This is a genomic window from Streptomyces sp. NPDC027663, from assembly GCF_055566415.1.
The window spans coordinates 19,821-45,385 of record NZ_JBVHSK010000003.1 but is presented as its reverse complement, the minus strand read 5'-3'; the positions used below and the strand labels follow the sequence as shown (position 1 = coordinate 45,385).

The following is a 25,565-nucleotide window of genomic DNA, read 5'->3' as shown; positions in this document are numbered from 1 at the left end:
CAAGTGCCGTCGGCGCTGTGGAGCAGCGAGGCGCCTGCCGTGGTGCGGTGGCGGGCCCGTCGCGCCCGGCTCGGCCGGCCACCGTCCCGTACGGGATTCGGGGCGCCGCCGAGGGTGCCTTCCCGCTGTTCGCAGGGGGAGAGCGCGTTCCTGAAGGGCCATGGGGCGGTCTCCGTTCCGCGGGGGTCGCCTGTCGAAGTAACCGTCCCTATTCGCCCTATTCACCGCAAACAGCTGTTTTGCGGAAGAATTATCTCCGACATGAGAGAGGCCGGGGTCGGTGTGAAACTGGGCGCGGAAGGGGTGATCTCCGTGTCGGACTCACCGAATGCGTCCGACGGTCCCGAGGCCGCCGTCGACGAGAGCCGGCTGGAAGAGCTGATCATCGAGGCGCAGACGGCCTTGCCGGTCGAACTGCCCGCCCTGGCGAACCGGTGCGCGTCGGCGCTCGGCATGGACACCGCACTGATCTACCTCGCCGACCTGCAACAACGGCTGCTCATCCCTCTCGACGAGACCTTGCAGCCGCTGCCGGTGGCCGACTCGCCGGCCGGCTGGGCCTACCGCACCGTCTCCCCGCGGGTGTCCGGCGCCGACGGCGGCGCGATCGCCTGGATGCCTCTAGTCGACGGTGCCGAGCGGCTGGGCGTGCTGGCGGTGCGGGCCGTCTCGCTCGATGAGGTGCGGATGCGACGGAGCCGGATGCTGGCCCATATGCTCGCGATGCTGATCACCTCCAAGCGCGCCTACAGTGACTGGCTCGCCGCCCGCACCCGCACCGGGCACATGCGGCTGCCTGCCGAGATGCTGCGGGCCTTCCTGCCACCCCGCACCGTCGGCAGCAGGAGGTGCGTGTCGACCGCGGTCCTGGAACCGGCGTACGAGATCGCCGGAGACGCCTTCGACCACTCGGTGGTCAAGAACGTGTTGCACACCATGATCCTCGACTCCATGGGGCACGATCTGACCGCCGGCCTGACCACGTCGGTCGCCATGGCCGCGGCGCGCAACACCCGCCGCAGCGGTGGTGACCTGGCCGACGCCGTCGCCTCCGTCGACACGGCGCTCGCCCGGTGGCTGCCCGACCAGTTCTGCACCGGCGTGCTGTGCCGCCTCGACGCCGACACCGGGGTCCTGCGCTGGGTCAACTGCGGTCACCCGGCACCGCTGCTGATCCGTGCCGAGCGGGTGCTCGGCGGAGTGCTGGACAGCCCCCCGCAGCCGCCGATCGGTCTGGCCGGCCCGCTCGTCCCGGCGGTGCGGCAGGTCCACGAGACGACACTGCAACCGGGTGACTGCGTGCTGCTCTACACCGACGGCGTCGTCGAGGCGAGGGACGCGGACGGTGCGGAGTTCGGGCTCGACCGGTTCACCGACTTCATCATCCGTTCCTCCGCCGCCGGCCAGCGCCCGGCCGAGGTGCTGCGGCTGCTCATGCACGCGATCCTCGACCACCAGCGCAACCAGCTCCGGGACGACGCGACCATCCTGCTCTTCGAATGGCATCCGCAGTCCGGTGACGCATCGCGTCCGCAAGGCCGGTGACGCAGTGCTCCGCCGCCGAGCCCTCTGCCGCGGTGGTGTGCGGTCTCGTCGCACGGTCGCCGCGTCGGCCCGTCACCGGGCCGCCGCCTTACTCACCGGGTGTGGAGCCGGCGTCCGCGTGAGGCGGACTGGCGGCCGGAGCTGCGTCCGCCCGTTCCGGTGTCACCGTTCGTGGACCTGCTGGTTCCCGTCGTGCGGCCGGAGCTGCGTCCGGCCGTTCCGGTGTCACCGTTCGTGGACCTGCTGGTTCCCGTCGTGCGGTTGGAGCTGCGTCCGGCCGTTCCGGCGTCACCGTTCGTGGACCTGCCGGTCCCCGTCGTGCGGCCGGAGCCCCGGCCGCCCGTCCTGGTGACAGCGTCGGTCGCCGCTTTGTCCCCGCCGTCGTTGCGGCGTCGGCGTCCGGACCGTCTGCCGGGCGCAGCACCGGTCTTGCGGTCGGGGCGGGACCCCGTCGGTGTCGCAGGCCGGGGGAGTTCGATGGTGACGGCCACACCGGAGGGCTCGCGGGCGCCGGTGATGGCGGCCAGTTCCGCGTCGCCCGACGTGACCCGGGACGTCCGGGGGCGGATGCCCGCGTCCGACATGAGCCGGGTGACGTCCCGCTTCTCGGTGGGCAGAACCAGCGTGACCACGCTGCCGGAGCCGCCGGCGCGGGCCGTGCGACCGCCCCGGTGGAGGTAGTCCTTGTGGTCGGTGGGCGGGTCGACGTTCACGACGAGGTCGAGGTCGTCGATGTGTATGCCCCGCGCCGCGACATTCGTCGCCACCAGGGCGGTGACCTGGCCGTTCTTGAACTGTTCCAGGGTGCGGGTGCGCTGCGGCTGGGAGCGGCCTCCGTGCAGTGCCGCCGCGCGGACACCGACGGCGAGGAGCCGCTTGGCGAGCCGGTCGGCGGACCTCTTGGTGTCGAGGAAGAGGATGACCCGGCCGTCACGGGCGGCGATGCGCGTGGTGACGGCCTTCTTGTCGGTCTCGTCCTGCACGTGGAGCACGTGGTGCTCCATGGTCGTCACCGCTCCCGCGGACGGGTCCACGGAGTGCACCACGGGGTCGGTCAGATACCGCTGCACCAAGCGGTCGATGTTGCGGTCCAGGGTGGCCGAGAAGAGCATGCGCTGTCCGTCGGGCCGTACCTGCTCGATCAGCTTGGTGATCTGCGGCAGGAAGCCCATGTCGGTCATCTGGTCGGCTTCGTCGAGCACCGTGATGCGTACGTCGTGAAGCGTGCAGTCACCGCGTTCCACGAGGTCGTTGAGCCTGCCGGGGGTGGCCACGACCACCTCCGCGCCGCGCCGGAGCGCACCGGCCTGCTTGGTGATGGACAGGCCGCCGACCACGCTGGCCAGCCGGAGGCCGACCGCAGTCGCGTAGGGGGTCAGTGCGTCCGTCACCTGCTGGGCGAGTTCACGGGTGGGCACCAGCACCAGGGCGAGGGGCGACTTGGGCTCCGCACGCAGTCCGGCCGTTCGGGCCAGGAGCGCGAGCCCGAACGCGAGGGTCTTGCCGGAGCCGGTGCGGCCCCGTCCCAGCAGGTCCCGGCCGGCCAGGGAGTTGGGCAGCGTGGCGGCCTGGATGGGGAAGGGAGCTTTCACGCCCTGCGCGGTGAGGGTCTTGAGCAGCTCCGCGGGCATCTCCAGTCCGGCGAAGTCCTCGACGGCGGGAAGCGCGGGCGTGGTGCTTTCCGGCAGCCGGAATTCCTTGGGCGGCGCCGCGGACGGCCTGGACGAGGAGGTACGCCGGTTCGGCTTTTGGGGCCTGCGGGACATGCGGTGGTCTGCCTTCCTGGAAACAGCACAAACCGGGGTCCGCACCATGACGGTGCGGACCCCGGTACGTAAATCGCGTCCGGCGATCAGGCGGGGACGATGTTCTCCGCCTGCGGGCCCTTCTGGCCCTGCGTGACGTCGAAGGAGACCCGCTGGCCCTCCTGGAGCTCACGGAAGCCCTGGGTCGCGATGTTCGAGTAGTGGGCGAAGACGTCGGGGCCGCCGCCGTCCTGCTCGATGAAGCCGAAACCCTTTTCAGAGTTGAACCACTTGACGGTTCCCTGTGCCATGACATTCTCCTTCTGTTAGGCAGAGGCCCCATCCGGAGATGCCGGAAAAACAAACAATGCGCCTGAAGGAGAAACATTCCCGTCAGGCGCACATAGGTTCATGGGTACCACAACTGCAACACCAAGACCGTAGCACAGTTCGGCGGTCCGCGGTGGATCAAGGTTCTGGCCCGACCGGCTGCCGGCGTTCTCGCCTGCTCGCGAACTGCGCCGGCCGACGCATGCGCCGCGGACGCCTCATCGGCCGCCTGCTCGCGAACTGCGCCGGTCGGCGCATGCGCCGCGGACGCCGCGTCGGATTTGTTGTGTAGAGTGGAGGAACCGACGCGGGGTGGAGCAGCTCGGTAGCTCGCTGGGCTCATAACCCAGAGGTCGCAGGTTCAAATCCTGTCCCCGCTACCAAAGCAAGGGGTCCGGCCATGGCCGGACCCCTTTGCTGTTTCCCCGGCGAGGCAGTGCCCCGGCGTATCTTCGTTCCCGGCCATGCCGATCTTGTCGAGAGCCCCCGCAGCCCGTCGGCGATCGCCCCGCTCGTCGCCTGCCCGCGGACCGTACCGGGTGATCGGCGACCCGGCGGGCTACCGGACCGTACTGCGTCCCACCACCGTGCCGGCCCGGTCGATGCAGAGGACGTCCACGGCGACCGGCGCTCCCCGCAGGACGGCCAGTGCCTCGTCGCGGGCCGCCCGCGCCACCACGTCCCCGAGCGGCACCCCGGCCGCCTGGCACAGCCGGAGTGCGGCGAGCCCGGTGTCGGCGCCGGCCACTTCGGCGGCGAGTGTCTCATCGGCGCCGCCGTGCCGGGCCAGTCCGGCGAGGAATCCCTTGTCGACCTGGGAGCGGCCGGAGTGCAGATCGAGGTGGCCCGCGGCGAGCTTGGAGAGTTTGGCGAAGCCTCCGCAGATCGTGAGGCGGTCCACCGGGTGGCGGCGGATGTACTTCAACACCGCGCCCGCGAAGTCGCCCATGTCGAGGAGGGCGTCCTCGGGCAGGCCGTACTCGGCGACGACCGTCTTCTCGGAGGTCGAGCCGGTGCACCCGGCCACATGGGTCCGTCCGGCCGCCCGGGCGACGTCCACACCGCGCCGGATGGAGTCGATCCAGGCCGAGCACGAGTACGGCACGACGATGCCCGTGGTGCCGAGCACGGACAGGCCGCCGAGGATGCCGAGGCGCGGATTCCAGGTCGAGCGGGCGATCTCCTCACCGTGGTCGACGGAGAGGGTGATCTCCACGTCGCCGGTGCCGCCGTGGCGGGCGGCGACCTCGGCGACGTGCTCCCGCATCATCCGCCGGGGGACGGGATTGACGGCCGCCTCCCCGACGGGCAGCGGAAGACCGGGCCGGGTGATGGTGCCCACGCCTGGGCCCGCCCTGAAGACGACACCGCTGCCCGCGGGCAGCAGCCGGACCGTGGCGCGGACCAGTGCGCCATGCGTGACGTCGGGGTCGTCGCCCGCGTCCTTCACGATCCCCGCCATCGCGGAGTCCCCGGCCAGATCCTCGGCGGCCAGCGCGAACGACGGCGTCTGCCCCTTGGGCAGCGTGATCGTCACCGGGTCGGGAAACTCGTCGGTCAGCAGGGCGGTGTACGCGGCCGTCGTGGCCGCCGTCGCGCACGCGCCGGTGGTCCAGCCGTGCCGCAGGCCGGTGTACTCCAGCTGGGCACGGCGACCGCCCTTCACCTGACCGGAACCCCGCGGCCCGCCCCCACCGTTCTCACCCACGCCTCTACCCTCACTACTCCTCATGAACGGACCCGGACCCCATGCACGTACTGATCCTCGGCGGCACCGCAGAGGCCCGCCGTCTCGCCGAACTGCTCCACGGCACCCCCGGTCTGAAGCTGACCAGCTCCCTCGCCGGACGGGTCGCCGGTCCCCGGCTCCCTCCGGGCGAGACGCGCGTCGGCGGCTTCGGAGGAGCGGCAGGACTGGCGGCGTGGCTGCGTGAACACGCGGTCGACGCGGTCGTCGACGCCACGCACCCCTTCGCCGGGACGATCAGCTTCAACGCGGCACAGGCCGCTGCCACCAGCCATGTTCCCCTGCTCACCCTGCGCCGGCCCGGCTGGGTCCCGGTAGCGGGCGACCGGTGGCACGAGGTGGGGTCGCTGGAGGAGGCCGCCCGGTCACTGCCGGCACTTGGCCGACGGGTCTTCCTCACCACCGGGCGCATGGGCCTGGACGCCTTCGCCGGCCTGGACGATCTGTGGTTCCTCGTCCGGTCCGTGGACGCACCCCGGCCGCCGCACCCGGCCCGGATGGAGGTGCTGCTCGACCGCGGCCCCTTCACTCTCGACGGGGAGCGCGAGCTGCTGCTGCGCCACCGTATCGACGTCGTCGTCACGAAGGACAGCGGTGGCGCGGCGACCGCCCCGAAACTGACCGCTGCGCGAGAGGCCGGGCTGCCCGTCGTCGTGGTCCGCAGGCCACCGGTTCCCGAAGGCGTGCCCGTCGTACCGGACCCCGAGAGCGCGGCGCGGTGGGTCCGCGAGAGTTTCGACCAGGGCCCGTCTCCGTTGCGTTGACCGAGACCTGACCCCGATGGACCGCGTGACCGACCGGCCGTGCCGAGCGCTGCGCTACGCGACCACGTCGGCCTCGGCGATCGCCTCGACCGCTCGTACGGTCATCAGGGACGCACCGCCGGGGCCGAGCCCACCCTGAACGGCGTGCCGTTCACTCCTCCTCGCTCGCGATCGCGTTCAGCGCGGCGGCGGCGATGGCGCTGCCCCCGCGGCGGCCGCGTACCACCAGGTGCTCCAGGCCGGACGGGTGCGCGGCCAGGGCGTCCTTGGACTCGGCCGCGCCGACGAAGCCGACCGGGACACCGATGACGGCAGCCGGCCGGGGCGCGCCCTCCTCGATCATCTCCAGCAGGCGGAAGAGAGCGGTGGGGGCGTTGCCGACGGCGACGACCGCGCCTTCCAGCCGGTCCCGCCACAGCTCCAGCGCGGCGGCACTGCGCGTGGTGCCCAGCTCGGCGGCCAGCTCCGGAACGGCCGGATCGGACAGGGTGCAGAGCACTTCGTTGTCGGCGGGAAGCCGCTTGCGGGTCACGCCGCTGGCCACCATCTGCACGTCACAGAAGATCGGGGCGCCTGCGCGCAGGGCTGCACGGGCCCGGGCCACCACCGCGGGCGTGTAGGACAGGTCCTGGACGAGGTCGACCATCCCGCAGGCGTGGATCATGCGAACCGCGACCTGGCTGACGTCGGCGGGCAGTCCCGCGAGGTCCGCTTCCGCGCGGATGGTGGCGAAGGACTGGCGGTAGATCGCCGCGCCGTCCTTCTCGTAGACGTGGGTGGTCACAGTGCTCTTCTCGCTGCTCTCGGTCGACTTACGGCTTCCGAATCGTACGCCGCGGTGACGGCGGCGAGTTGGTCCGAGGGGTGGCCATCGGTCCGTCCCGTGCGACACGGGGTCCTAGGTCCGAAGCCTGATCACAGGGCGCGCTTCTTGCTGTTAATGTGCAGTTGCATATTATTGGCAATAACGTCGGAGGACGTTGGACATGGCGCTTTACACGCTCCCGGAGCTTCCGTACGACTACTCGGCGCTCGCGCCCGTGATCAGCCCCGAGATCATCGAGCTGCACCACGACAAGCACCACGCCGCCTACGTGAAGGGGGCGAACGACACGATCGAGCAACTCGCCGAGGCGCGGGACAAGGAGTCGTGGGGTTCGGTCAACGGCCTGGAGAAGAACCTGGCCTTCCACCTCTCCGGGCACATCCTGCACAGCATCTACTGGCAGAACATGACCGGTCCGAAGGACGGCGGCGGCGAGCCCCTCGCCCAGGACGGTGTCGGTGACCTGGCCGACGCGATCACCGAGTCCTTCGGCTCCTTCGCCGGATTCAAGGCGCAGCTGTCCAAGGCCGCGGCGACCACCCAGGGCTCGGGCTGGGGCGTGCTGGCGTACGAGCCGCTCAGCGGGCGCCTGATCGTGGAGCAGGTCTACGACCACCAGGGAAACGTCGGCCAGGGCTCCACCCCCGTCCTCGTCTTCGACGCCTGGGAGCACGCCTTCTACCTGCAGTACAAGAACCAGAAGGTGGACTTCATCGAGGCGATGTGGCAGGTCGTCAACTGGCAGGACGTGGCCAAGCGCTACGCCGCCGCCAAGGAGCGCGGCGACAGCCTCCTCCTGCGCCCCTGACGACGCAGTCATCCCGATGTCCTGCTCGTGATCGTCTTCTCACCCCTCACCGGCAGGCGCACAGCGAAGGGCTCCCGCGGGCAACACGCCGGCGGGAGCGTTTCGGCAACGCCCGGCGCTGCCAGGACTCCCTCCGGCACCCGAGCGCCGTGTGTCGTCGAGATCGACCACTGCGGACAGGTACACATCCGTACGGAACTTTCGCAACAGGCCCCGGGGCTCGTGTGGGCCACGACGGTCAGCGCTTCTTCCAGCACGCCATCAGATCAGCAAGAGCCCTGATGATCTCCGGACGCTCCGAGGCTTCCGCCTTGCGGAGTGCGATGACGAGGGATAGCACGATCATCAACCCGAAGAGCCCGATGACGTAAAGGAAGACCTGCGGAGCAGTCACCGCCACTTGCTCCAGTACAGCCCACATGAGTGCCGCCTCCCGGACGGTGTTGGCCGCCGCTTCCGAGAGACTTCGCTGAGGAGCGAAGACCTCAACGAAGGCAGGCGGAGCCTGACATAAGCGCAGCGCCCGCCGACTGCGCTCCCCGGGCGGGGTGCTTCGTCGAGATCTTCGATACACACGGGTGGGTGTGCTGAGCGGGCCGGCGACCTCCGCCTCACATTGAGCGGGGGTCGCTAGTCGTCAATCCCCATAATGGGCAACGACTTCGGTCGTTGCCCCTAAGGGGACTGACGCTCTTCCAGGATACGGAGCGTCGTTCGCGCAGACAACCATGTGCGGCGTCCACGTCGGCGCGGGCGACGGAAGACTCACCTACGACGGTCAGGTGTGGCGAGTCATCTCGGAGCCCGTCATCGCGACTCCGACGTGGAGGAAGACCTTGACGTTCCTCCCGCCCCGCCTGAACTTGTTGGGTACCCACAACCACCCGGGGTGTTCGGCATGCGATGACGGGCCCCGAAGTCCATCGACTCCCGAGGCGGCATCAGCTGACAGCGGCTTGCAGTCGATCCGTCCGTCTCGCTGGACTTCCTGGACTTCAAGAGACGACCGCACCGCTTGCACCATGTTCTGACTGCTCGTCAGTGAAGTCGGCATTTGAGTCGGCATTCGTCCGGCCAAGGCTGACCTCAGATGCCCACACCTTGGAAACGCGGACAGCTTTGAAGATGTCCGTGCGGCAGCATCCAGGGGCCTCGCCGTCAGACACCCTCTTTGCAGGGTCGGCGGAGAGACCACCTCTAACTCCATGAACGGAAGCGCCTGACACTCCCAGGTCAGCGCAGCCTTCCGCGTGGTTTCAGCGGTACTCCCGGCAGTTCTGGTGCGGGCAGCGGGACCCCGTCGTAGCCCTTCACCTCGCCGAAAACCGTCCCCTTCGTCCAGTCCTCACGAGCCTGGACGATCTCCTCCTGGGAGCGGGCCACGAAGTTCCACCACATGATCAGCTCCTCGGCGAACGGCTCACCGCCCAGGAGCATGGCCTTGGCGTCCGACGCGGCCCGCAGCGGGAGTTCGGACCGCCCGCAGCCGAGGTAGAGCATCGAGCCGGGCAGCACCGGCACCCCGTCCACGTGCACCTCGCCGGACATGGCCAGCACCCCGTACTCGAAGTCGGGTTCCAGCGGGAGACGGACCTCGGCGCCCTGGTGCAGGGCGAGATCGGCACCGACGATCGGGGTGTACGTCGTACCGGGTGAGACCGAGCCGTCCAGGGCGCCCAGGATCACCGTGGCGGTCAGACCGGGCGCGGTCACCATGGGCAGCTCGGGGTGGTACTCGAACTTCGGGTCGGTGTGCCGGTGGGCGTCGGGCAGGGCGACCCACAGCTGGGCGCCGTGCAGGAAGCGGGCGTGCGGCCGGGGGCTCTCCTCGGAGTGGCTGATGGCCCGGCCCGAGGTCATCAGGCCCAGTTGCCGGGGTCCGATCGTCTGCAGGCTGCCCGTCGAGTCCCGGTGCAGCACCTCGCCCTCGTGCAGCCAGCTGACCGTCTGCAACCCGATGTGCGGGTGGGGCGGAACCTGCATGCCCGGCTCGTCGGCGATGTCGTCCGGACCGTAGTGGTCGACGAAGGCCCACGCGCCGATCATGCGCCGGCCGAGGTTCGGCAGCAGCCGGCGGACCTCGGTCGATTCGCCCAGCCTGACGTGCCGGGGGCTCAGCAGCTCGCGCACGGGCTCGGCGACGACGAATCCACGGCCACCGCAGGCGCTGGGCACGGGTGCGCGGTCAAGGTTGCTCATGCCGCCAACCTAACGGTGCGGCAGCCGGACCGGGGTGCACGATTGCGGATTTTCGCCCGGTTCACCACCGACGATGGCCGACGCCCCGGCACGGCCGGGTGGCGGTCCCGTCCCGGGACCCGGTGCGGTCGTGTGGTGGCTTCGTCCTGGGGCCGGCTCGCCTGGTCGGAGGTCGCCTGGTCGGAGGTCGCCTCCCGGGGCTCGGCGCGCGTGGGTGGTGGTCGCTTCTCCGGGGGTTGGCCCCTGAGTGGGGGTCGCCTCCTCGGGGGCCGGCTCGCCTGGTTGGGGGTCGCCTCGCCGGGGGCGGCTCGCCTGGACGGTGTTCTCGTCCCGGACCCTGCGCGGCCGACGGTGTTCTCCTTCCGGGGGCCGCGGCCGGCCTGCCCGGCTCACGGCTGCCGTGCGTTCGGGGACGGCGTCGCCGCTGACGGGCTCGCCGGGCTCGGGACCGGGGTCGGAGAGCCGGTCGACGGGGGAGGCGTGCGGGCCGGCTCGGCCGGGCGTGTCTCCGCGCCGCGCAGGGTGAGGAACACCAGCGCCGCCACCGCGGCCAGAGCGAGTACGCCCACCACCATCCGGCGCACCAGCACCCGCCGGTACCGCACCGCTCCGTCCGGCGGGCGCAGGGGCCGCAGGTCGGCCGGGCCGACGGACTGCGCACGCGCGGCCAGTGCGGCCCGCAGCCGCTCCTCGACCGGCGTCGCCGCGGCCCCCGTACCGGACTCGTTCATCGCAGCCCCTCCAGACGCCGGCCGAGGGCGTCCAGGGCCCTGCTGGCCGTGGACTTGACGGCACCCCGTGACAGGCGGAGTGTCGCCGCGATCTCTCCCTCGGTCAGATGCGACCAGTAGCGCAGCACCAGCACCTCCCGCTGCCGACGGGTCAGCGTGCGCAGCGCGGCCAGCACCTCCCGGTGGTCCTCGTGGAGCAGCACGTATTCGTCGGGTGCGGGCGCGTGTCCCTCGGCGGCGGGGGTGTGCGCGCGTACGGTCCTGCGCCGGCGCAGCACCGAGCGGGCGGTGTTGACGACACTGGTCCGCAGGTACGCCTCCGGGTCGTCCAGCGCCGCGAGCCGGTGGCCGTGCCGCCGGAACAGCGCGGTGAACGCGTCCTGTACGACGTCCTCGGCCGTGGGCAGGTCGTCCACCAGCAGCACGGCCAGGCGCACCAGGGCGAGCCGGCGGTGGTGTCGCTGTCGTCCTGGTCCGCCTGGGCGGTCATGGTGCCGACGACGGCCAGGGCCGCGCCTACGGCGGAGGCCCCCAGGACGGCGCGCAGCCTGTGCGTGCGGTTCGGGCGCGGGACACGGTGTGCGGACATGGGTTCCTTCGGTGCTCGGGGTCGGACGTCTGGTCGAAGTGGAGGGCTCCACCCCGACAGACGTCCGACCCCGGCCGAGGTTGCAGGTGACGGCCGGCGAATTTTCCGCCCGCTCGTCCATCGACCGCGGGCGGCCGTCCCGGCCCGGTACGTCCCGGCCCTACGGCCGTCACCCCGGCTGCGGTCGGCCCGACCGTCGTCAGCCCAACCGCTTGAGCAGTTCCTCGGCGACCGGAGCCGAGGACGCCGGGTTCTGGCCGGTGACCAGGTTGCGGTCGATCACCACGTGCGGCGCCCACGGCTCGGCCGCCTGCACCTCGACGCCCGCCTCGGTCAGCCGGTCCTGGAGGAGCCACTTGGCCTGGCCGGCGAGGCCGCCCTGGATCTCCTCCTCGTTGGTGAAGGCCGCCGCGCGGTAGCCCGCGAAGGCGTTGGTGCCGTCGGCCCGGACCGCGGCGAGCAGGGCGGCCGGACCGTGGCAGACCACGGCCAGCGGCTTGCCCGAGTCCAGGGCCGTCACCAGCAGCCGGCCCGACTCGGCGTCCACGGCCAGGTCTTCCATGGGGCCGTGACCGCCCGGGTAGAACACGGCGGCGAAGTCGCCGAGGTCCACCTCGGCGAGCTTCACGGGCGTGCGCAGCTCGGTCATCTCCTCCAGGGCGAGGGCGATCTCGTCGGCCCGCTCCTGGCCGCCGTTGACCTCGGCGCCCAGGCTCGCCCGGTCCACCGGCGGTACCACACCGCCGGGCGTGGCCACGACGACCTCGTGGCCGGCGGCCTTGGCGGCACGGTAGGGAACCACGGCCTCCTCGGCCCAGAAGCCGGTCGGGTGCGTGGTGCCGTCGGCGAGCGTCCACCGGTCGGCGCCGGTCATCACGAAAAGGATCTTCGACATGGGTTCTCTCCAGAAAGCCGGGATCCCAGAAAGCTGGGGTCTTCGGGAACGGCAGGGGTCTGCGGGACCGAACCTAGGCGAGACCACCCATAGGCATCCAATGAAGTAACGAATGGCGGACATTGATTCTTCTATGGGTGCCGGGGGATGCCGGCGGCGATACTCGGACCCGTGGAGACCGCTTCTCTCGCTCACCTCGACCTGAACCAGCTGCGCACCTTCCTCGCGGTGTACCGCTCGGGTTCCTTCACCGGTGCCGCCCGGCTGCTCGGACTGTCGCAGCCGACGGTGACGACGCAGATGCGTGCGCTGGAGCGGCAGACGGGCCGTGAGCTGTTCGAACGGCTGCCGCGCGGGGTGACGCCGACCCCGGTGGCCGACGAACTGGCGGCCCGGATCGCCGCGCCTCTGGACGAGCTGGCCGCCGTCGCAGGACCCACCCCGCCGGCCGGCACCCGCGCCGAGCCCGTCCATCTGGCCGGCCCGGCGGAATTCCTGTGCACCATCGTCCTGCCGGCCCTCGCGCCGCTGGTCGCCGAGGGCGTACGGCTGCGTGTGTCGACCGGGCTGACCGATCCGCTGCTGGACGAACTGCGCGCCGGCCGTCACGACCTGGTGATCGCCACCACCCGCCCGCGCGGCCGTACGCTGCACGCCGTGCCCCTCAGCGACGAGGAGTTCGTGCTCGTCGCCGCGCCGGTCTGGGCCGAGCGGCTGGCAGGACGACGGCACGACGAGGACACCGAGGGCGGGAAGCCCGCCGTGCGAGGGCTGGAGTCCGAAGGCGGGAGGTCCGTCGAGCGGGCGCCGGAAGGCGGGAGGTCCGCCGAGCCGGCGCCGGACACCGAGGACGAGAAGCCGGCCGGCCGTGGGCCGCAGACCGTGGGTGGCGCTGCGCCGGGGGCCTTCGACTCCGCCGAGCGGGGGCCGGGCGCCACGGGGGTGAGACTCTCCGAGCGGCAGCCGGACGCCGGGGGGCCGGGGCCGGGGCCGGGGGCCGGCGGTGGCGCCGGGGCCGGCCTCTTCGACCCCGCCGTCCTGCAGGGCATCCCGCTCGTCACCTACGCCGAGGACCTGCCGATCGCCCGTCGCTACTGGCGGCACGTCTTCGGCCGGCGTCTGTCCCGTACCGCCGCCGTGACCGTGCCCGACCTGCGCGGGGTCCTCGCGGCCGTGGCCGCGGGCGCCGGGTTCAGTGTGCTGCCCCGCTACCTGTGCCGGGAGCTGCTGGAGTCCGGCGCGCTCGTGGCCCTGCTGGAGCCGGAGGACCCGCCGATCAACACCGGGTTCCTCGTCCAGCGTCCCGGCGCCCCCGACAACCCCGACGTGGCGCGGGTCCGCGCCTTCCTGCTGCGGGCGGCACGCAGCTGGTAGGCCGCCGTCATACCGTGACGACCACCTTCCCGCGCGCGTGTTCCTCCTCCAGGTACCGGATGGCCTCCGGCGCTCTGTCCAGCGGGTACGTCCGGTCGATCACCGGGGCGAGCTTCCCGGAGTCGGCCAGCTCCCGCAGGTCCGCGAGCACGGCCTTGCCGGGCGCCGGGCCGATGAGCGGGCGCAGCCGCTGGCGGACGAACGGCGAGAGCGCGACCCCTGCGAGGATGAGGACGGGAGCCCCGAAGAACTGCCCTGATCTGCCCCCGCTGCCGAGGACGAGCGTCCCGGTGGGCGTGAGCGCGCGACGGAGGCCGGAGATCCCGTGGCCGGCCGCCAGGTCGAGGACGACGTCGTAGCGCCGCCCGGCCCGCGTGAAGTCCTCGCGCGTGTAGTCGACGACGTGGTCCGCGCCCAGCGAGCGGATCAACTCGGTGTTGCGTGTGCTGCACACGCCGGTCACCTCCGCGCCGAGCGCCTTGGCGATCTGCACGGCGAACGTGCCGACCCCGCCGGAGGCGCCGTTGATCAGCACCTGCTGGCCCGGCCGCAGCCCCGCCACGTCCCGCAGGCCGCGCAGGGCGGTGTTCCCGGCCAGCGGCAGGGCCGCCGCCTGCTCGAAGGTGAGGGAGGCGGGCTTGCGCTCCACCCAGGCGTCCGGGACGCTCACGTACTCCGCGAAGGTGCCGTCGACCTCGCCGAAAACCTCGTCGCCCGGCCGGAGATCCCGTACGTCGCGGCCGACCGCGGTCACCTCGCCCGCGAAGTCCCGGCCACGGATCCGGGCCCGGGGCGCGCGCGGTCCCAGCGCCAGCCGGGCCACGTACGGGTCGCCACGCATGAGGTGCCAGTCGTACGCGTTCAGCCCGGCGGCACGCACCCGTACCAGCACCTCGCCGTCGCCCGGCACCGGCTGCTCCACCTCCCTCAGTTGCAGCACGTCCGGTGAGCCGTACCGGTCCTGCACGACTGCCTTCATGTTCCGATCTCCCCCCAGGCCTTGTACTCGCAGGCTAGGGCCGGGTGCGCCGGAAAGGCATCGGGGAAGTGCCGTAATCCCGGGGGAGGAGGAACGCGGATGCGTGTAGGGGCCGCGGTTCTCAGCGTCCGTCGCTGCCGGCCGCCTCCTCGGCGGCAGCGACGGCGTCCGCGTGGCCGAACAGACCGGGCAACCCGCCGGTGTGCACGAACACGGTCTTCTCGCCCGGCCGTACCTCGCCGTCCCGGACGGCGGCGGCCAGCCCGGCCAGCGCCCGTGCCGTGTAGACCGGGTCTAGGATGATGCCCTCGGTGCGGGCGGCCAGCCGGAGCGCATCGGCCGCCGGGCCGGTCAGCGTCGCGTATCCCTCGCCCACCTGGTCCCGGCGCACCCGCAGCCGGTCCGCCGTGATCCGCTCCGCGGCGAGCGGCGCCGCGAACTCCGCCGCCGCCGCGGCCGGGTCGGCCAGCGCGCCCACGTCGACACCGAGCACCGACTCCGTGTCGAGGGCGGCCACCAGCCCCGCCATGGTGCCGCCCGAACCGAGCGCGACCACCGCGGTCCGCAGCTCCGGCACCTGCGCGCGCAGCTCCTCACCGCACCGCACATAGCCTCGCGCGCCCAGCGTGCTGGACCCGCCGAACGGCACCAGGGCCGGCCGGGCGCCCTTCTCCCGCAGCCGTGCGCAGACCTCGTCCGCCACCGCGTCCAGGCCCGCCCGGTCCACGTCACCCGCCCAGTGCAGCCGGGCTCCCAGCAGGCCGTCCAGGGCGAGGTTCCCGGACCGGGACACGCCCGGTGAACCGCGCAGCACGAGCACGGCGTCCAGGCCCAGCCGGGCGGCGGCCGCGGCGGTGAGCCGGGCGTGGTTGCTCTGCGGTGCGCCCGTGGTCACCAGGGTGTCCGCGCCCTCGGCGAGCGCCGCGCCGACGGTCCACTCCAGCTTGCGGATCTTGTTCCCGCCGCCGCCCAGGCCGGTGAGGTCGTCCCGTTTCACCCACAGGTCGTCCGGTCCGAGCCCGAGCGCGGCGGCCAGCCGGGGTGCGGGTTCGACGGGGGTGGGGAAGGTGCCGAGCGGCACGGGCGGGTGGCTCATGGCGGGCCTCCTGGTACACGGGACGACGGGCGACCAGTCGATCACGGCCGCCCGCCCGGCGTCACACCGGCAGCAGCCGCGTGATCAGCGCGCTGAGCTGCCGGGCCGTACGGCATTCGTGCATCTCGGCCAGCTCGGCGTAGGCGGGGGCGGCGGAGTCGCCGGTGCCCCACTGGCCGCGCGGCTCGGGGTTGAGCCAGTAGAGCCGCCGGGCCCGCCGGGCCAGCTCGCGTACGGCGTTGAGGTTGGGGTCGCTCATGTTCGTGCGGGCGTCCCCGAGGACGAACACGGTGGTGCGCGGGCCGACCGCACCGCCGTAGCGTTCCGTGAACTCGCCCAGTGCCACGCCGTAGTCGCTGCTGCCGTGCCAGCCGGTGAGGGTGGCCTCGGCACGGATGCGGGCGCTGAGTCCGTCGGGATCGGCGCGGCCGTGGTCCAGCAGCCCGGTCACCTCGTCGAGCCGGTTGACGAACGCGAACACGCGGATCTTGCTGAACTGGTCGTGCAGCGCCTGCACCAGCAGCATCGTGAAGTCCGAGAAGCCGGACACCGAGCCCGACACGTCGCAGAGCAGCACCAGTTCGGGGCGGACCGGGCGGCGCCGGCGCAGCACCGGCCGCATCGGCACGCCGCCCGTGGACAGCGAGGAACGCAGGGTGCGGCGCAGGTCGACGGTGCCGCGCGCGGCCCGGCGGCGGCGCGCGGCGAGCCGGGTGGCGAGCTTGCGCGCGAGCGGCTGGACGGCCCTGCGCAGCTCGGTGAGCTGGTCCCGGTTCGCGAACAGGAAGTCGACACGGTCGGCGGTCGGCCGGACTCCGCGCCGCGCGATCTCGTCCCGGCCGCGCCGCTCGGCGACCCGCCGTCGTGCCTCCGCCCCGACCATCCGGCGGAACTCCTCGATACGGCTCCGGATCTCGTCGTCCAGCAGCCGGTCCGCGAACCCCGCGCCGCTGCCGTCCCGGCCCCGGACATCGGCCCGGACCCGGGCCAGCAGGGTCTGCGGGCGCAGCCGGTCGAGGGTCTGGTACGCCGAAAAGCCGTCCGAACCGGGGGAATTCCCGTACCCGCCGAGGGCGTCCACCGCCTCCGACGCCAACCGGGCCAGCATCACCCGGTCGTCGGCCGCCAGTGCCTCGGCGAGCCGGTCGCGCAGGGCCTCGCGGTCCATGGCGGCACCGTCGGGGCCGCCGACGCCGCGCGGGAAGTAGAGGTCGAAGACGGGGTCGAACACCGCCCGCTGGGCGGGGCCGTGCAGCAGCGTCGCGGCCAGCCCCTCACGCAGCAGCTCCCGGTCCGCGAGCCCCAGCGCCTCCACCGCGCGGGCCGCGTCCACGGTCTCCCCGGTGCCGATCCGCACCCCGTGCGCGCGCAGCGCGCCGACCAGTCCCGTGATCCGGTCGGCGACCGTGGTCACAGCGCGTCCAGGTCGAGCTTGGCCGCCGCCTTCTGGATGTCGTCCTGGTGCTTGAGGATCACCCCGAGCGTGTCGCGCACCACGGTCTCGTCCAGCGTGCCGGCGCCCAGGGCGAGCAGAGTGCGCGCCCAGTCGACGGTCTCGGCGACGGACGGCACCTTGCGCAGGTCCATCGCGCGCAGCGCCCCGACCACCCGGACCACCGACTCGGTCAGCGCCTGGCCGAGGCCGGGCACCTTCAGCCGTACGATCCGCCGCTCCAGCTCCTCCTCCGGGAAACCGATGTGCAGGAAGAGGCAGCGGCGGCGCAGGGCCTCGGACAGCTCCCGGCCGGCGTTGGAGGTGAGGACGACGAACGGGCGGCGGGTGGCCGTGACGGTGCCCAGTTCCGGGACCGTCACCTGGAAGTCGCTGAGCACCTCCAGCAGCAGGCCCTCCATCTCGACGTCGGCCTTGTCGGTCTCGTCGATGAGCAGGACCGTCGGCTCGTCGCCGCGGATGGCGGTCAGCAGCGGGCGGGGGAGCAGGAACTCCTCGGTGAAGATGTCGGTGCGAGCGTCGTCCCAGCTCTCGCCGCGGCCGGCGCTGATCCGCAGCAGCTGCTTGGCGTGGTTCCACTCGTACAGGGCGCGGGACTCGTCCACGCCCTCGTAGCACTGCAGCCGCACCAGCCGGGCCCCGGCCACCTGGGCGACGGCCTTGGCAAGCTCGGTCTTGCCCACGCCGGCGGGCCCTTCCACCAGCAGGGGCTTGCCGAGCCGGTCCGCCAGGAAGACGGTCGTGGCGACGGCGGGCGAGGCGAGGTAGCCGGTCTCGGCGAGGCGGGCGGAGACATCGTCGACGGACGTGAACAACCGGGCCTCCGGTGCGGGTCGGGAACAAGGACCGGTCTCCTATCTAAGCGCTTGTTCACCTCCGGCGCCACGGTATACACCGATCGGTTTTCTTTCGCTCGTGGCACCGGTAACCTCGCGGTATGGCCACCACAGAGAAGGCGTCCCCCCGCGACCGGCTGCTCGACGCCGCCGCGCGGCTCTCCTATCGCAGCGGTGTGTCCGTCGGCATCGAGGCCCTGTGCCGGGCGGCGGGCGTGTCCAAGCGGTCGATGTACCAGCTGTTCGAGAGCAAGGACGCGATGCTGGCCGCGAGCCTGGAGCGGAGCGTGCCGTGGTACGAGGCTCGGCTCGCCCACCCCGACCCGGAGAACGCGACCCCGCGCGAGCGCATCCTGTACGTCTTCGACCGGGTGGCGCAGGCCTCCCTGGACGCCGACTACCACGGCTGCCCCTTCCTGGCCGTGCTGGTCGAGCTGAAGGACCCCGAGCACCCGGCGAGCCGGGTCGCCCGCGGGGTCAAGGAGAGCCTCGCTGAACGCTTCCGCGCCGACGCCGAGCAGGGTGGCGCCCGCGACCCCGAGCTGCTCGCCCGCCAGCTCCTGCTGATCTTCGACGGCGCCAGCGCACGGGCCGGCGCCGGCGTGGAACGCCTCGACGACGGCCTCGCCACGGTGACGGCGACCGCGCTGCTGGACGCGGCCGGCGTGCGCGAGGGGTGACGGGACGAGCCACCTCGCCCGCCCCGACCCGCCGACGAGCCACCTGGCCCGCCCGGGCCCACCGACGAGCCACCTCGCCCCGCCCCGCCCCACCGACGAGCCACCTGGCCCGTACGGGCCAGCGACCCACCCCCTACGGGTCACTCCGGCGCGCCGACCCGCTCGCGCGCCCGGTCCAATGGACCCGTGACCGTGCCCCCGGACGACTGCCTCGCGCGCAACGAGTGGATCTGCGGCGCCTATCTGAGCACCCGCCGCCACATCCTGCTCGACGCGGTCGTCCAGCACCTCCAGCTGACCGTCCTGTCGGTCCTGATCGGCCTGGTCATCGCCCTGCCGCTCGCGGTGCTGGCCCGCCGCTGGGCGTGGGCGGCCGGCCCCGTCCTCGCGCTGACGACGATCCTCTACACGATCCCCTCGCTGGCGATGTTCTCCCTGCTCCTGCCGCTCTACGGCCTCTCGGCCACACTCGTCGTCGCCGGGCTCGTCCTGTACTCGCTGACCCTGCTCGTGCGGAACATCCTCGCAGGGCTGCGCGCGGTCCCGGAGGAGACCCGGCAGGCCGCACGCGGCCTCGGCTACGGACCGGTCCGCCTCCTGCTCACCGTCGAGCTGCCCCTCGCCCTTCCCGCCGCGATGGCCGGCCTGCGCATCGCCACGGTCTCGGCGGTCTCCCTGGTGACCGTCGGCGCGATCGTCGGGTTCGGCGGCCTCGGCAACCTGATCTACGCGGGCATGAACACCTACTTCAAGGCCCAGGTGCTCACCGCGTCCGTGCTCTGCGTGCTGATCGCCGTCGCCGCAGACCTGCTCCTGCTGGGCGTGCAGCGGCTGATCACCCCATGGACCAGGGCGGCCCGGGCATGAGCACCCTCGCCGCGGCCTGGGCCTGGCTCACCGACCCCGCGCACTGGCCGGGCCCCGACGGCATCGGACACCGGCTGCTCCAGCACCTGGTGCTCACCGTCGTCTGTCTGCTCGTCAGCTGTCTGATCGCCCTGCCCGTCGCGCTCGTCCTCGGCCACCTCGGCAAGGGCGGCGCGCTCGCCGTGAACATCTCCAACGTCGGCCGGGCCGTGCCCACCTTCGCCGTGCTGGTCCTGCTCCTGCTGACCCCGGTGGGCAGGTGGGGCGAGGGCCCTACGGTGGTCGCCCTCGTCCTGTTCGCCGTACCGCCCCTGCTCACGAACGCCTACGTCGGTGTGCGCGAGGTCGACCGGGACGTGGTCCAGGCCGCGCGGGGCATGGGCATGACCGGCCGGCAGCTGCTGTTCCAGGTGGAACTGCCCCTTTCGCTCCCCCTGGTCCTGAACGGGGTGCGCATCGCCGCCGTCCAGCTCGTCGCCACCGCCACCATCGCCGCGCTCGCGGGCGGAGGCGGCCTCGGCCGGATCATCACGGCGGGCTTCAACCTCGCCAGCACGCCCCAGGTGGTCGCGGGCGCAGTGCTCGTCGCGGTGTTCGCGCTCCTCGTCGAGGGCGTCTTCGAGATCGCCGAGCGGCTGGCACCGGCATGGACCCGGGGCGGCCGATGAGGCGCCGGGCGGCCTTCGCCGTGGGCCTGCTCGTCGCGCTCAGCGCCTGCTCGACCGGCCCCGCCCTGGAGAACCGCGGCCAGGTCACCGCACCGCCCGGCGACAGCCGGCACCTCACCGTCGGCTCGGCCGGTTTCACCGAGAGCGACCTGCTCGCGCAGATGTACGCCCAGCTGCTGGACCAGGCCGGCTACCGGACGTCCATCCTCACGGTCGCCAACCGGGAGCTGTACGAACCGGCGCTGGAGTCCGGCCGGATCGACGTCGTTCCCGAGTACGCGGCCACCTTCGCCGACTGGCTCAACGCCAAGACCCACGGTGCCGACGCCACCCCGGTCGGCTCGCCCCGCCTCGGCGCCACGATGAAGGCCCTGCGCGCCCTCGCCACGCCCCGCGGCCTGACCGTTCTCCCGCCCGGCAGGGCCGTCGACCAGAACGCCTTCGCGGTGACCGCGGCCTACGCCCGGCAGCACCGCCTCAGGACCCTCAGCGACCTCGGCGCCGCGAAACTGCCGGTACGGCTCGCGGCGGGCGACGAGTGCGTACAACGGCCCTACTGCGCGCCGGGGCTGAAGAAGGTCTACGGCATCGACATCACCGGAGTCGACCCGAAGGGTGTCGGCACCACCCAGGCCAAGCGGGCGGTGCAGGCCGGCCGGGACCAGATGGTGCTGACCACCACCACCGACGCCACGCTCGGCGAGTTCGGTCTGGTCCTGCTCGCCGACGACAAGCACCTGCAGAACGCCGACTACATCGTCCCGGTCGTCAACCGCTCCCGCGCGGGCAGTGCCCGGGTGGTGAAGACACTCGGCAGGCTCAACGACGTCCTCACCACCGGCGACCTGGCCCGGCTGAACCAGCAGGTCGACAGCTGGCGCCGGCTGCCCGCCGACGTGGCCCGCGCCTATCTGAAGGACAAGAGCCTGCTGGGACAGCTCGCCTCAGGCGTCCGACACCGAGTCGAACGGCACCTGCCCCCGCGTCACACCGCGCGCGTCCGCGTCCACCGAGCGGCGCAGCGCCTCGTGCAGCTTCGCCGGGGTCAGCACCCCGAGGAACCGCGCACCGTCCAGCACGGCCACCCACCCGGCGTCGTACTGCAGCATCACCCCGAACGCCTGCTTCAGCGGCGCGCCCACCGGCACCCAGGCGGTCATCCGGTGCGCCAGGTCCCCGACCGTGCCGCCCTCCGCCAGTTCGTCGATGCCGACCCAGCCGTGCAGGTCACCACCCGCGTCCAGCACCACCGCCCAGCGGGCGTCCTCGGCCCGCAGCCGGCCGGCGGCCCGTTCGGCGGGCTCGTCCGGGCGGGCCACGGGCGGCTGTTCCAGATCGTCCGGCTCGATCACGGTCACCGAAAGCCGCTTCAGACCCCGGTCGGCGCCCACGAAGGAGGCGACGTACGGCGTCGCGGGCGCCCCGAGCACCGCGCCGGGCGTGTCGAACTGCTCGATGCGGCCCTGACCGTACACGGCGATGCGGTCGCCGAGCCGGACGGCCTCCTCGATGTCGTGCGTGACCAGCAGAACCGTCTTGCGCACCGAGGCCTGCATCCGCAGGAACTCGTCCTGCAACTGCTCGCGCACCACCGGGTCGACCGCGCCGAACGGCTCGTCCATCAGCAGCACCGGCGGATCCGCCGCGAGGGCCCGCGCCACGCCGACCCGCTGCCGCTGCCCGCCGGACAGCTGTTCCGGGTAGCGCGGCCCGTACGTCTTCGGATCGAGGCCCACCAGATCGAGCAGCTCGGCCGCGCGGGCCCGTGCCTTCGCCCGCTTCCAGCCGAGCAGCGCGGGCACGGTCGCGGTGTTGTCCAGGACGGTGCGGTGCGGGAAGAGTCCGGCCTGCTGGATGACGTACCCGATGCGGCGGCGCAGTCGCACCGGGTCGACGGTCGCGATGTCCTCGCCGCCGACGGAGATCCGGCCGGAGGTCGGCTCGATGAGCCGGTTCACCATCATCATGGTCGTCGTCTTGCCGCACCCGGACGGACCGACGAGCGTGACCAGTTCCCCCTCGGTCACCTCGAAGGAGAGGTCGTCAACGGCCGTCGTGCCATCCGGATACCGCTTGGTGACCTGCTCGAACCGGATCATTCCCTCACGCTACGACAGGGTGCGGCGCGCCTCATCCCGCCGTGCCCCGACCGGCGGACGCACCGGGTGCGGGTGACGCCCGGTGATCGCCGACCGCGGTGCCGGACGGTTCGACGACCGCCGGACTCCGAGGACGTTCGCGCCCTCGGGGGAGCGGCGCCGGGAGTGACGTGTGGTCAGCCGAGCAGGATCACCTCCAGCGTGCGCGGGCCGTGCACGCCCTCCACCCGGTCCAGTTCGATGTCGCTGGTGGCCGAGGGCCCCGAGATCCAGGTCAGGGGGCGGGTGGGGTCCAGGCGTTCGAGGGCCTGCGGCACGGAGGAGACGACCTGGTCCGGCACGCGGACGACACAGATGTGGTGGTCCGGGATCAGCGAGATGCGGCGCCGGCCCTGGTCCGGTGAGCCGTCGAGGACGATCGTGCCGGTCTCGGCGATCGCCACGGCACAGCCCGTCAGCACGCTGTCCACCCGGTCCAGCCGCGCCGCGGTGTCGGCCGCCCGGTCATGGATGCGCACCGGATCGGCGGCGGCCGGCCACTCCGGCGGCAGCGCGGGCGGAACCAGCACCTCCTGGGAGCCGCGCCGGGCCAGCAGCCGCATGACGAGGTCGGACACCTCCTCCGCGGTGCAGCGGTGCACGATCGCCCGGTAGTCCGCCAGGTTCTCGGCCAGCAGATCCACCGTCTGCTCGACCGTCCGGTCCCCGTGCTCGCGCAGATACTCCCGGGGCACCGCCTCCGCGTACGGCCTCTCGTCCGGCGTCACATCGGCGAGCGCCCGCCGCACCCGGCCCAGGATCCGCTCCCTGCTGCTCACTCGGCGCCGTCCTTGCCGCCGCGCGTGCGCTGCCACCAGTCCCGGAACGGTTCCGCCGGTACGGCCGGCAGGTCCCGGGTGCCGGTCCAGGCCCTGGCCGGTCCGGGAAGCGTACGCGGGTGCAGCCGGCGGGTGCGGGAGGCGAGCCGCTGGCCCGCGCCGAGGGCGCGGGGGTGTGCGAACGCCCAGCGGGCCGCCCGCATCGCGGCCCGCTCGGCGGCATGCCCCTTGGCCGGCTTCAGCACCACCTTGTTGCCCTGCCGTACCGCCGGACCGCCCTGCACGACCCGCTCCCGCAGGTGGACCAGCACCTCGGGGATGTCGATGGCGACCGGGCACACCTCGTAGCAGGCACCGCACAGACTCGATGCGTAGGGCAGGGAGGCGTCGATCTCGCTGGCCGTGCCGCGGAGCTGGGGGCTGAGGATGGCGCCGATCGGGCCCGGGTAGACCGAGCCGTAGGCGTGCCCGCCCGCCCGCTCGTACACCGGGCACACGTTCAGGCAGGCCGAGCAGCGGATGCAGCGCAGGGCCTGGCGGCCGACCCGGTCGGCGAGGGTGTCGGTGCGGCCGTTGTCGAGGAGCACCAGGTGGAAGGTGCGGGGGCCGTCCCCGTCCGTCGTGCCGGTCCACATGCTCGTGTACGGGTTCATCCGCTCGGCCGTGGAGGAGCGCGGCAGGGTCTGCAGGAAGACCTCCAGGTCCCGCCAGGTCGGCACCACCTTCTCGATGCCGACGACCGAGATCAGGGTCTCGGGCAGCGTCAGACACATCCGCCCGTTGCCCTCGGACTCCACGACGACCAGGGTGCCGGTCTCGGCGACCATGAAGTTGGCGCCGGAGACACCGACCTTGGCCCGCAGGAACTTCTCCCGCAGGTGCAGCCGGGCCGCCTCGGCCAGTTCGGCGGGCGCGTCCGTCAGTCCCTCGGGCGCCGGACGGCCCCACGTGCCCATCTCGCTGCGGAAGATGTCCCGGATCTCGCCGCGGTTGCGGTGGATGGCGGGGACCAGGATGTGCGAGGGGCGGTCCTTGCCCAACTGCACGATCAGCTCGGCGAGATCGGTCTCGTAGGCGCGGATGCCCCGGGCTTCCAGGGCTTCGTTGAGCCCGGTCTCCTGCGTGGTCATCGACTTGACCTTGACGACCTCCGACTCGCCGGTCTCCTCGACCAGCCGGGCCACGATCCGGTTGGCCTCCTCGGCGTCGGCGGCCCAGTGGACCGTACCGCCCGCGGCGGTGACCGACTCCTCCAACTGCAGAAGATAGCGGTCGAGATGGCGCAGGGTGTGGTCCTTGATCCGGCGGCCCGCTTCCCGCAGCGCCGCCCAGTCGGGCAACTCGCCCACTGCTTTGGCGCGCCTGGTCCGGATGGTGTGCGTGGCGTGCCGCAGATTGCCGCGCAGGACGGGGTCGTTGAGGGCGTCGTGCGCGGCCTTGGGGAACGCAGGGGGGGGCGGGTGGGGGAGATGCCGCGTGGGTGGGTGGGGGAGATGCCCGGTGGGCGGGTGGGGGAGATGCAGGCATGCCGAGGAACGTTCCGCTCATACCGCCGGTTCCTCCTCCGTGTGCGCCAGGATCTCCGCGATGTGCACCGGCCGCATCCCCGTCCGCAGGCGGCTCATCGTGCCGCCGATGTGCATCAGACAGGAGTTGTCGGCCGCGCACAGTACCTCCGCACCGGTCGACTCCGCGTTGCGCACCTTGTCCGCGCCCATCGCCGCCGACACGTCGGCGTTCTTCACCGCGAACGTGCCGCCGAACCCGCAGCATTCCTCGGCGCCCGGCAGTTCGACCAGGTCCAGCCCCTTCACCGCCTCCAGCAGCCGCCGGGGCCGGTCGCCCAGCCCGAGGCCGCGCAGCCCGTGGCAGGTCGGGTGATAGGTGACCTTGTGCGGGTACCAGGCGCCGACGTCCGTCACCCCGAGCACGTCCACCAGGAACTCCGTCAGCTCGTACGTCTTCGGCACGACCGGCGCCAGCGTCCGGGCGAGCGCGTCCCCACGGCCCTCGGCCCGGGCCCGCTCACCCAGCCGCGGATACAGCTCCCGCACCATCGCCCCGCAGGACCCGGACGGGGTCACGATGGCCTCGTACTCCCCGAAGACATCGGAGAAACGGCGGGCCAGCGGCTCGGTCTCATACCGGTAGCCGGTGTTGTAGTGCGCCTGCCCGCAACAGGTCTGACGCATCGGGAAGTCGACCTCGACACCCAGCCTGGTCAGCAGCTTCACCACGGCACGACCGGTGTCCGGATACAGCGTGTCGTTGACACAGGTCAGGAACAGGGCGACACGCATCGCGGCTCCCAGGTGTCGGTCATCGGACAAGTGCAGGGTAGTCGGCGCACACCACCGAGGGGGGAGCGCGGCTCACCGGACGGCGAGCCGCGATTCGGCCTCCGGCCCGCGGCCGCGGGCCCCGCGGGACGGGTGGTGCTCCAGCCCGAACTCGTCGTGCGCCGCTGCGGTCCGTCCGCCCGCCGGCCGAAGGCAGTCTGCCCGCCCGCCGGCCGG

Annotated in this window: 24 protein-coding genes, 1 tRNA gene and 2 pseudogenes; 9 read left to right on the top strand and 18 right to left on the bottom strand. The window is 72.5% G+C overall.

Going from position 1 to position 25,565, the window contains the following annotated elements:
• Window positions 1-261 precede the first annotated feature (261 nt).
• Window positions 262-1,545 carry a PP2C family protein-serine/threonine phosphatase gene (locus ACZ4SF_RS09570; RefSeq protein ID WP_468380592.1) on the top strand — a complete coding sequence of 428 codons (1,284 nt, stop codon included), beginning with the start codon at window positions 262-264 and terminating at the stop codon, window positions 1,543-1,545.
• 92 nt (window positions 1,546-1,637) lie between these two features.
• Here ACZ4SF_RS09570 and ACZ4SF_RS09565 read toward each other — a convergent pair whose 3' ends face one another.
• Both ACZ4SF_RS09565 and ACZ4SF_RS09560 read right to left on the bottom strand, forming a co-directional pair.
• The gene (locus tag ACZ4SF_RS09565; protein ID WP_468380589.1) at window positions 1,638-3,311 is read right to left on the bottom strand and encodes a DEAD/DEAH box helicase; all 1,674 of its coding nucleotides are present in this window, start codon (window positions 3,309-3,311) and stop codon (window positions 1,638-1,640) included.
• Window positions 3,312-3,397: 86 nt separating this feature from the next.
• Window positions 3,398-3,601: a cold-shock protein gene (locus tag ACZ4SF_RS09560; protein WP_007502648.1), complete on the bottom strand. Its 204-nt coding sequence runs from the start codon at window positions 3,599-3,601 to the stop codon at window positions 3,398-3,400.
• A gap of 325 nt (window positions 3,602-3,926) precedes the next feature.
• Here ACZ4SF_RS09560 and ACZ4SF_RS09555 point away from each other — a divergent pair.
• Window positions 3,927-4,003, top strand: a tRNA-Met gene (locus tag ACZ4SF_RS09555).
• A 176-nt stretch (window positions 4,004-4,179) separates the two neighbouring features.
• On the opposite strand, the gene ACZ4SF_RS09550 is transcribed toward ACZ4SF_RS09555, so the two are convergent.
• A complete protein-coding gene (locus ACZ4SF_RS09550) occupies window positions 4,180-5,352 on the bottom strand; it encodes a cobalt-precorrin-5B (C(1))-methyltransferase (RefSeq protein WP_468380586.1) in 1,173 nt (390 codons plus the stop codon).
• 17 nt (window positions 5,353-5,369) lie between these two features.
• On the opposite strand from ACZ4SF_RS09550, the gene ACZ4SF_RS09545 reads away from it, so the two are divergent.
• Window positions 5,370-6,131 carry a cobalt-precorrin-6A reductase gene (locus ACZ4SF_RS09545; protein ID WP_468380583.1) on the top strand — a complete coding sequence of 254 codons (762 nt, stop codon included), beginning with the start codon at window positions 5,370-5,372 and terminating at the stop codon, window positions 6,129-6,131.
• Between the two features lie 57 nt (window positions 6,132-6,188).
• On the opposite strand, the pseudogene ACZ4SF_RS09540 reads toward ACZ4SF_RS09545, so the two are convergent.
• Window positions 6,189-6,263: pseudogene (locus ACZ4SF_RS09540) on the bottom strand (SAM-dependent methyltransferase); the annotation flags it as partial.
• Window positions 6,264-6,282: 19 nt separating this feature from the next.
• Window positions 6,283-6,915, bottom strand: coding sequence for a precorrin-8X methylmutase (locus ACZ4SF_RS09535; protein ID WP_468380580.1), 633 nt, complete (start codon window positions 6,913-6,915; stop codon window positions 6,283-6,285).
• A gap of 202 nt (window positions 6,916-7,117) precedes the next feature.
• On the opposite strand from ACZ4SF_RS09535, the gene ACZ4SF_RS09530 reads away from it, so the two are divergent.
• Window positions 7,118-7,765 carry a superoxide dismutase gene (locus ACZ4SF_RS09530; protein ID WP_468380577.1) on the top strand — a complete coding sequence of 216 codons (648 nt, stop codon included), beginning with the start codon at window positions 7,118-7,120 and terminating at the stop codon, window positions 7,763-7,765.
• A gap of 238 nt (window positions 7,766-8,003) precedes the next feature.
• On the opposite strand, the gene ACZ4SF_RS09525 is transcribed toward ACZ4SF_RS09530, so the two are convergent.
• The 5 genes from ACZ4SF_RS09525 to ACZ4SF_RS09505 form a co-directional block, all read right to left on the bottom strand.
• Window positions 8,004-8,186: a hypothetical protein gene (locus ACZ4SF_RS09525; protein ID WP_468380575.1), complete on the bottom strand. Its 183-nt coding sequence runs from the start codon at window positions 8,184-8,186 to the stop codon at window positions 8,004-8,006.
• Between the two features lie 812 nt (window positions 8,187-8,998).
• Complete coding sequence (locus ACZ4SF_RS09520; protein ID WP_468380572.1) at window positions 8,999-9,964, bottom strand: pirin family protein; 966 nt, start codon at window positions 9,962-9,964, stop codon at window positions 8,999-9,001.
• A 389-nt stretch (window positions 9,965-10,353) separates the two neighbouring features.
• On the bottom strand, window positions 10,354-10,695 hold the full coding sequence (locus tag ACZ4SF_RS09515; RefSeq protein WP_468380569.1) for a hypothetical protein: 342 nt from the start codon (window positions 10,693-10,695) through the stop codon (window positions 10,354-10,356).
• Entirely contained in the window at window positions 10,692-11,336 is a 645-nt protein-coding gene (locus tag ACZ4SF_RS09510; RefSeq protein ID WP_468380566.1) for an RNA polymerase sigma factor, read from the bottom strand. The genes ACZ4SF_RS09515 and ACZ4SF_RS09510 overlap by 4 nt, the downstream gene beginning before the upstream one ends.
• A 147-nt stretch (window positions 11,337-11,483) precedes the next feature.
• The gene (locus tag ACZ4SF_RS09505) at window positions 11,484-12,179 is read right to left on the bottom strand and encodes a type 1 glutamine amidotransferase domain-containing protein (RefSeq protein WP_468380563.1); all 696 of its coding nucleotides are present in this window, start codon (window positions 12,177-12,179) and stop codon (window positions 11,484-11,486) included.
• A 171-nt stretch (window positions 12,180-12,350) separates the two neighbouring features.
• On the opposite strand from ACZ4SF_RS09505, the gene ACZ4SF_RS09500 reads away from it, so the two are divergent.
• Complete coding sequence (locus ACZ4SF_RS09500; RefSeq protein WP_468380560.1) at window positions 12,351-13,553, top strand: LysR family transcriptional regulator; 1,203 nt, start codon at window positions 12,351-12,353, stop codon at window positions 13,551-13,553.
• 7 nt (window positions 13,554-13,560) lie between these two features.
• Here ACZ4SF_RS09500 and ACZ4SF_RS09495 read toward each other — a convergent pair whose 3' ends face one another.
• The 4 genes from ACZ4SF_RS09495 to ACZ4SF_RS09480 form a co-directional block, all read right to left on the bottom strand.
• Window positions 13,561-14,532 (bottom strand): NAD(P)-dependent alcohol dehydrogenase, encoded by a 972-nt coding sequence (locus ACZ4SF_RS09495; RefSeq protein ID WP_468380557.1) that lies wholly within the window; start codon window positions 14,530-14,532, stop codon window positions 13,561-13,563.
• Window positions 14,533-14,653: 121 nt separating this feature from the next.
• Complete coding sequence (locus tag ACZ4SF_RS09490; RefSeq protein ID WP_468380554.1) at window positions 14,654-15,628, bottom strand: pyridoxal-phosphate dependent enzyme; 975 nt, start codon at window positions 15,626-15,628, stop codon at window positions 14,654-14,656.
• A gap of 61 nt (window positions 15,629-15,689) precedes the next feature.
• On the bottom strand, window positions 15,690-17,042 hold the full coding sequence (locus ACZ4SF_RS09485) for a VWA domain-containing protein (RefSeq protein WP_468380551.1): 1,353 nt from the start codon (window positions 17,040-17,042) through the stop codon (window positions 15,690-15,692).
• Window positions 17,039-17,896, bottom strand: coding sequence for an AAA family ATPase (locus ACZ4SF_RS09480; RefSeq protein WP_468380548.1), 858 nt, complete (start codon window positions 17,894-17,896; stop codon window positions 17,039-17,041). The genes ACZ4SF_RS09485 and ACZ4SF_RS09480 overlap by 4 nt, the downstream gene beginning before the upstream one ends.
• Before the next feature lie 122 nt (window positions 17,897-18,018).
• On the opposite strand from ACZ4SF_RS09480, the gene ACZ4SF_RS09475 reads away from it, so the two are divergent.
• The 4 genes and pseudogenes from ACZ4SF_RS09475 to ACZ4SF_RS09460 form a co-directional block, all read left to right on the top strand.
• Window positions 18,019-18,597: a TetR/AcrR family transcriptional regulator gene (locus ACZ4SF_RS09475; RefSeq protein ID WP_468380546.1), complete on the top strand. Its 579-nt coding sequence runs from the start codon at window positions 18,019-18,021 to the stop codon at window positions 18,595-18,597.
• A gap of 186 nt (window positions 18,598-18,783) precedes the next feature.
• Window positions 18,784-19,464 carry an ABC transporter permease gene (locus ACZ4SF_RS09470; protein ID WP_468380543.1) on the top strand — a complete coding sequence of 227 codons (681 nt, stop codon included), beginning with the start codon at window positions 18,784-18,786 and terminating at the stop codon, window positions 19,462-19,464.
• Entirely contained in the window at window positions 19,461-20,132 is a 672-nt protein-coding gene (locus ACZ4SF_RS09465; protein WP_468380540.1) for an ABC transporter permease, read from the top strand. The genes ACZ4SF_RS09470 and ACZ4SF_RS09465 overlap by 4 nt, the downstream gene beginning before the upstream one ends.
• A pseudogene (locus ACZ4SF_RS09460) lies at window positions 20,129-21,064 on the top strand (ABC transporter substrate-binding protein); the annotation flags it as partial. The gene ACZ4SF_RS09465 and the pseudogene ACZ4SF_RS09460, both read left to right, overlap by 4 nt.
• 12 nt (window positions 21,065-21,076) lie before the next feature.
• On the opposite strand, the gene ACZ4SF_RS09455 reads toward ACZ4SF_RS09460, so the two are convergent.
• The 4 genes from ACZ4SF_RS09455 to ACZ4SF_RS09440 form a co-directional block, all read right to left on the bottom strand.
• Window positions 21,077-22,231, bottom strand: a complete 1,155-nt coding sequence (locus ACZ4SF_RS09455) for an ABC transporter ATP-binding protein (RefSeq protein ID WP_468380537.1) — start codon at window positions 22,229-22,231, stop codon at window positions 21,077-21,079.
• Window positions 22,232-22,407: 176 nt separating this feature from the next.
• Window positions 22,408-23,049, bottom strand: a complete 642-nt coding sequence (locus tag ACZ4SF_RS09450) for a LutC/YkgG family protein (protein ID WP_468380534.1) — start codon at window positions 23,047-23,049, stop codon at window positions 22,408-22,410.
• A complete protein-coding gene (locus tag ACZ4SF_RS09445) occupies window positions 23,046-24,455 on the bottom strand; it encodes a lactate utilization protein B (protein WP_468382432.1) in 1,410 nt (469 codons plus the stop codon). Before ACZ4SF_RS09445 ends, ACZ4SF_RS09450 begins: the two co-directional genes overlap by 4 nt.
• A gap of 138 nt (window positions 24,456-24,593) precedes the next feature.
• On the bottom strand, window positions 24,594-25,349 hold the full coding sequence (locus tag ACZ4SF_RS09440) for a (Fe-S)-binding protein (protein WP_468380531.1): 756 nt from the start codon (window positions 25,347-25,349) through the stop codon (window positions 24,594-24,596).
• Window positions 25,350-25,565 lie beyond the last annotated feature (216 nt).

Bases quoted from the DNA above. Each gene is read 5' to 3' on its own strand.
- ACZ4SF_RS09565 (WP_468380589.1), bottom strand. From the start codon at position 3,311: ATGTCCCGCAGGCCCCAAAAGCCGAACCGGCGTACCTCCTCGTCCAGG.
- ACZ4SF_RS09550 (WP_468380586.1), bottom strand. From the start codon at position 5,352: ATGAGGAGTAGTGAGGGTAGAGGCGTGGGTGAGAACGGTGGGGGCGGG.
- ACZ4SF_RS09545 (WP_468380583.1), top strand. From the start codon at position 5,370: ATGCACGTACTGATCCTCGGCGGCACCGCAGAGGCCCGCCGTCTCGCC.
- ACZ4SF_RS09495 (WP_468380557.1), bottom strand. From the start codon at position 14,532: ATGAAGGCAGTCGTGCAGGACCGGTACGGCTCACCGGACGTGCTGCAA.
- ACZ4SF_RS09455 (WP_468380537.1), bottom strand. From the start codon at position 22,231: ATGATCCGGTTCGAGCAGGTCACCAAGCGGTATCCGGATGGCACGACG.
- ACZ4SF_RS09570 (WP_468380592.1), top strand. From the start codon at position 262: ATGAGAGAGGCCGGGGTCGGTGTGAAACTGGGCGCGGAAGGGGTGATC.
- ACZ4SF_RS09515 (WP_468380569.1), bottom strand. From the start codon at position 10,695: ATGAACGAGTCCGGTACGGGGGCCGCGGCGACGCCGGTCGAGGAGCGG.
- ACZ4SF_RS09505 (WP_468380563.1), bottom strand. From the start codon at position 12,179: ATGTCGAAGATCCTTTTCGTGATGACCGGCGCCGACCGGTGGACGCTC.
- ACZ4SF_RS09520 (WP_468380572.1), bottom strand. From the start codon at position 9,964: ATGAGCAACCTTGACCGCGCACCCGTGCCCAGCGCCTGCGGTGGCCGT.
- ACZ4SF_RS09465 (WP_468380540.1), top strand. From the start codon at position 19,461: ATGAGCACCCTCGCCGCGGCCTGGGCCTGGCTCACCGACCCCGCGCAC.
- ACZ4SF_RS09525 (WP_468380575.1), bottom strand. From the start codon at position 8,186: ATGTGGGCTGTACTGGAGCAAGTGGCGGTGACTGCTCCGCAGGTCTTC.
- ACZ4SF_RS09475 (WP_468380546.1), top strand. From the start codon at position 18,019: ATGGCCACCACAGAGAAGGCGTCCCCCCGCGACCGGCTGCTCGACGCC.
- ACZ4SF_RS09440 (WP_468380531.1), bottom strand. From the start codon at position 25,349: ATGCGTGTCGCCCTGTTCCTGACCTGTGTCAACGACACGCTGTATCCG.
- ACZ4SF_RS09560 (WP_007502648.1), bottom strand. From the start codon at position 3,601: ATGGCACAGGGAACCGTCAAGTGGTTCAACTCTGAAAAGGGTTTCGGC.
- ACZ4SF_RS09530 (WP_468380577.1), top strand. From the start codon at position 7,118: ATGGCGCTTTACACGCTCCCGGAGCTTCCGTACGACTACTCGGCGCTC.
- ACZ4SF_RS09490 (WP_468380554.1), bottom strand. From the start codon at position 15,628: ATGAGCCACCCGCCCGTGCCGCTCGGCACCTTCCCCACCCCCGTCGAA.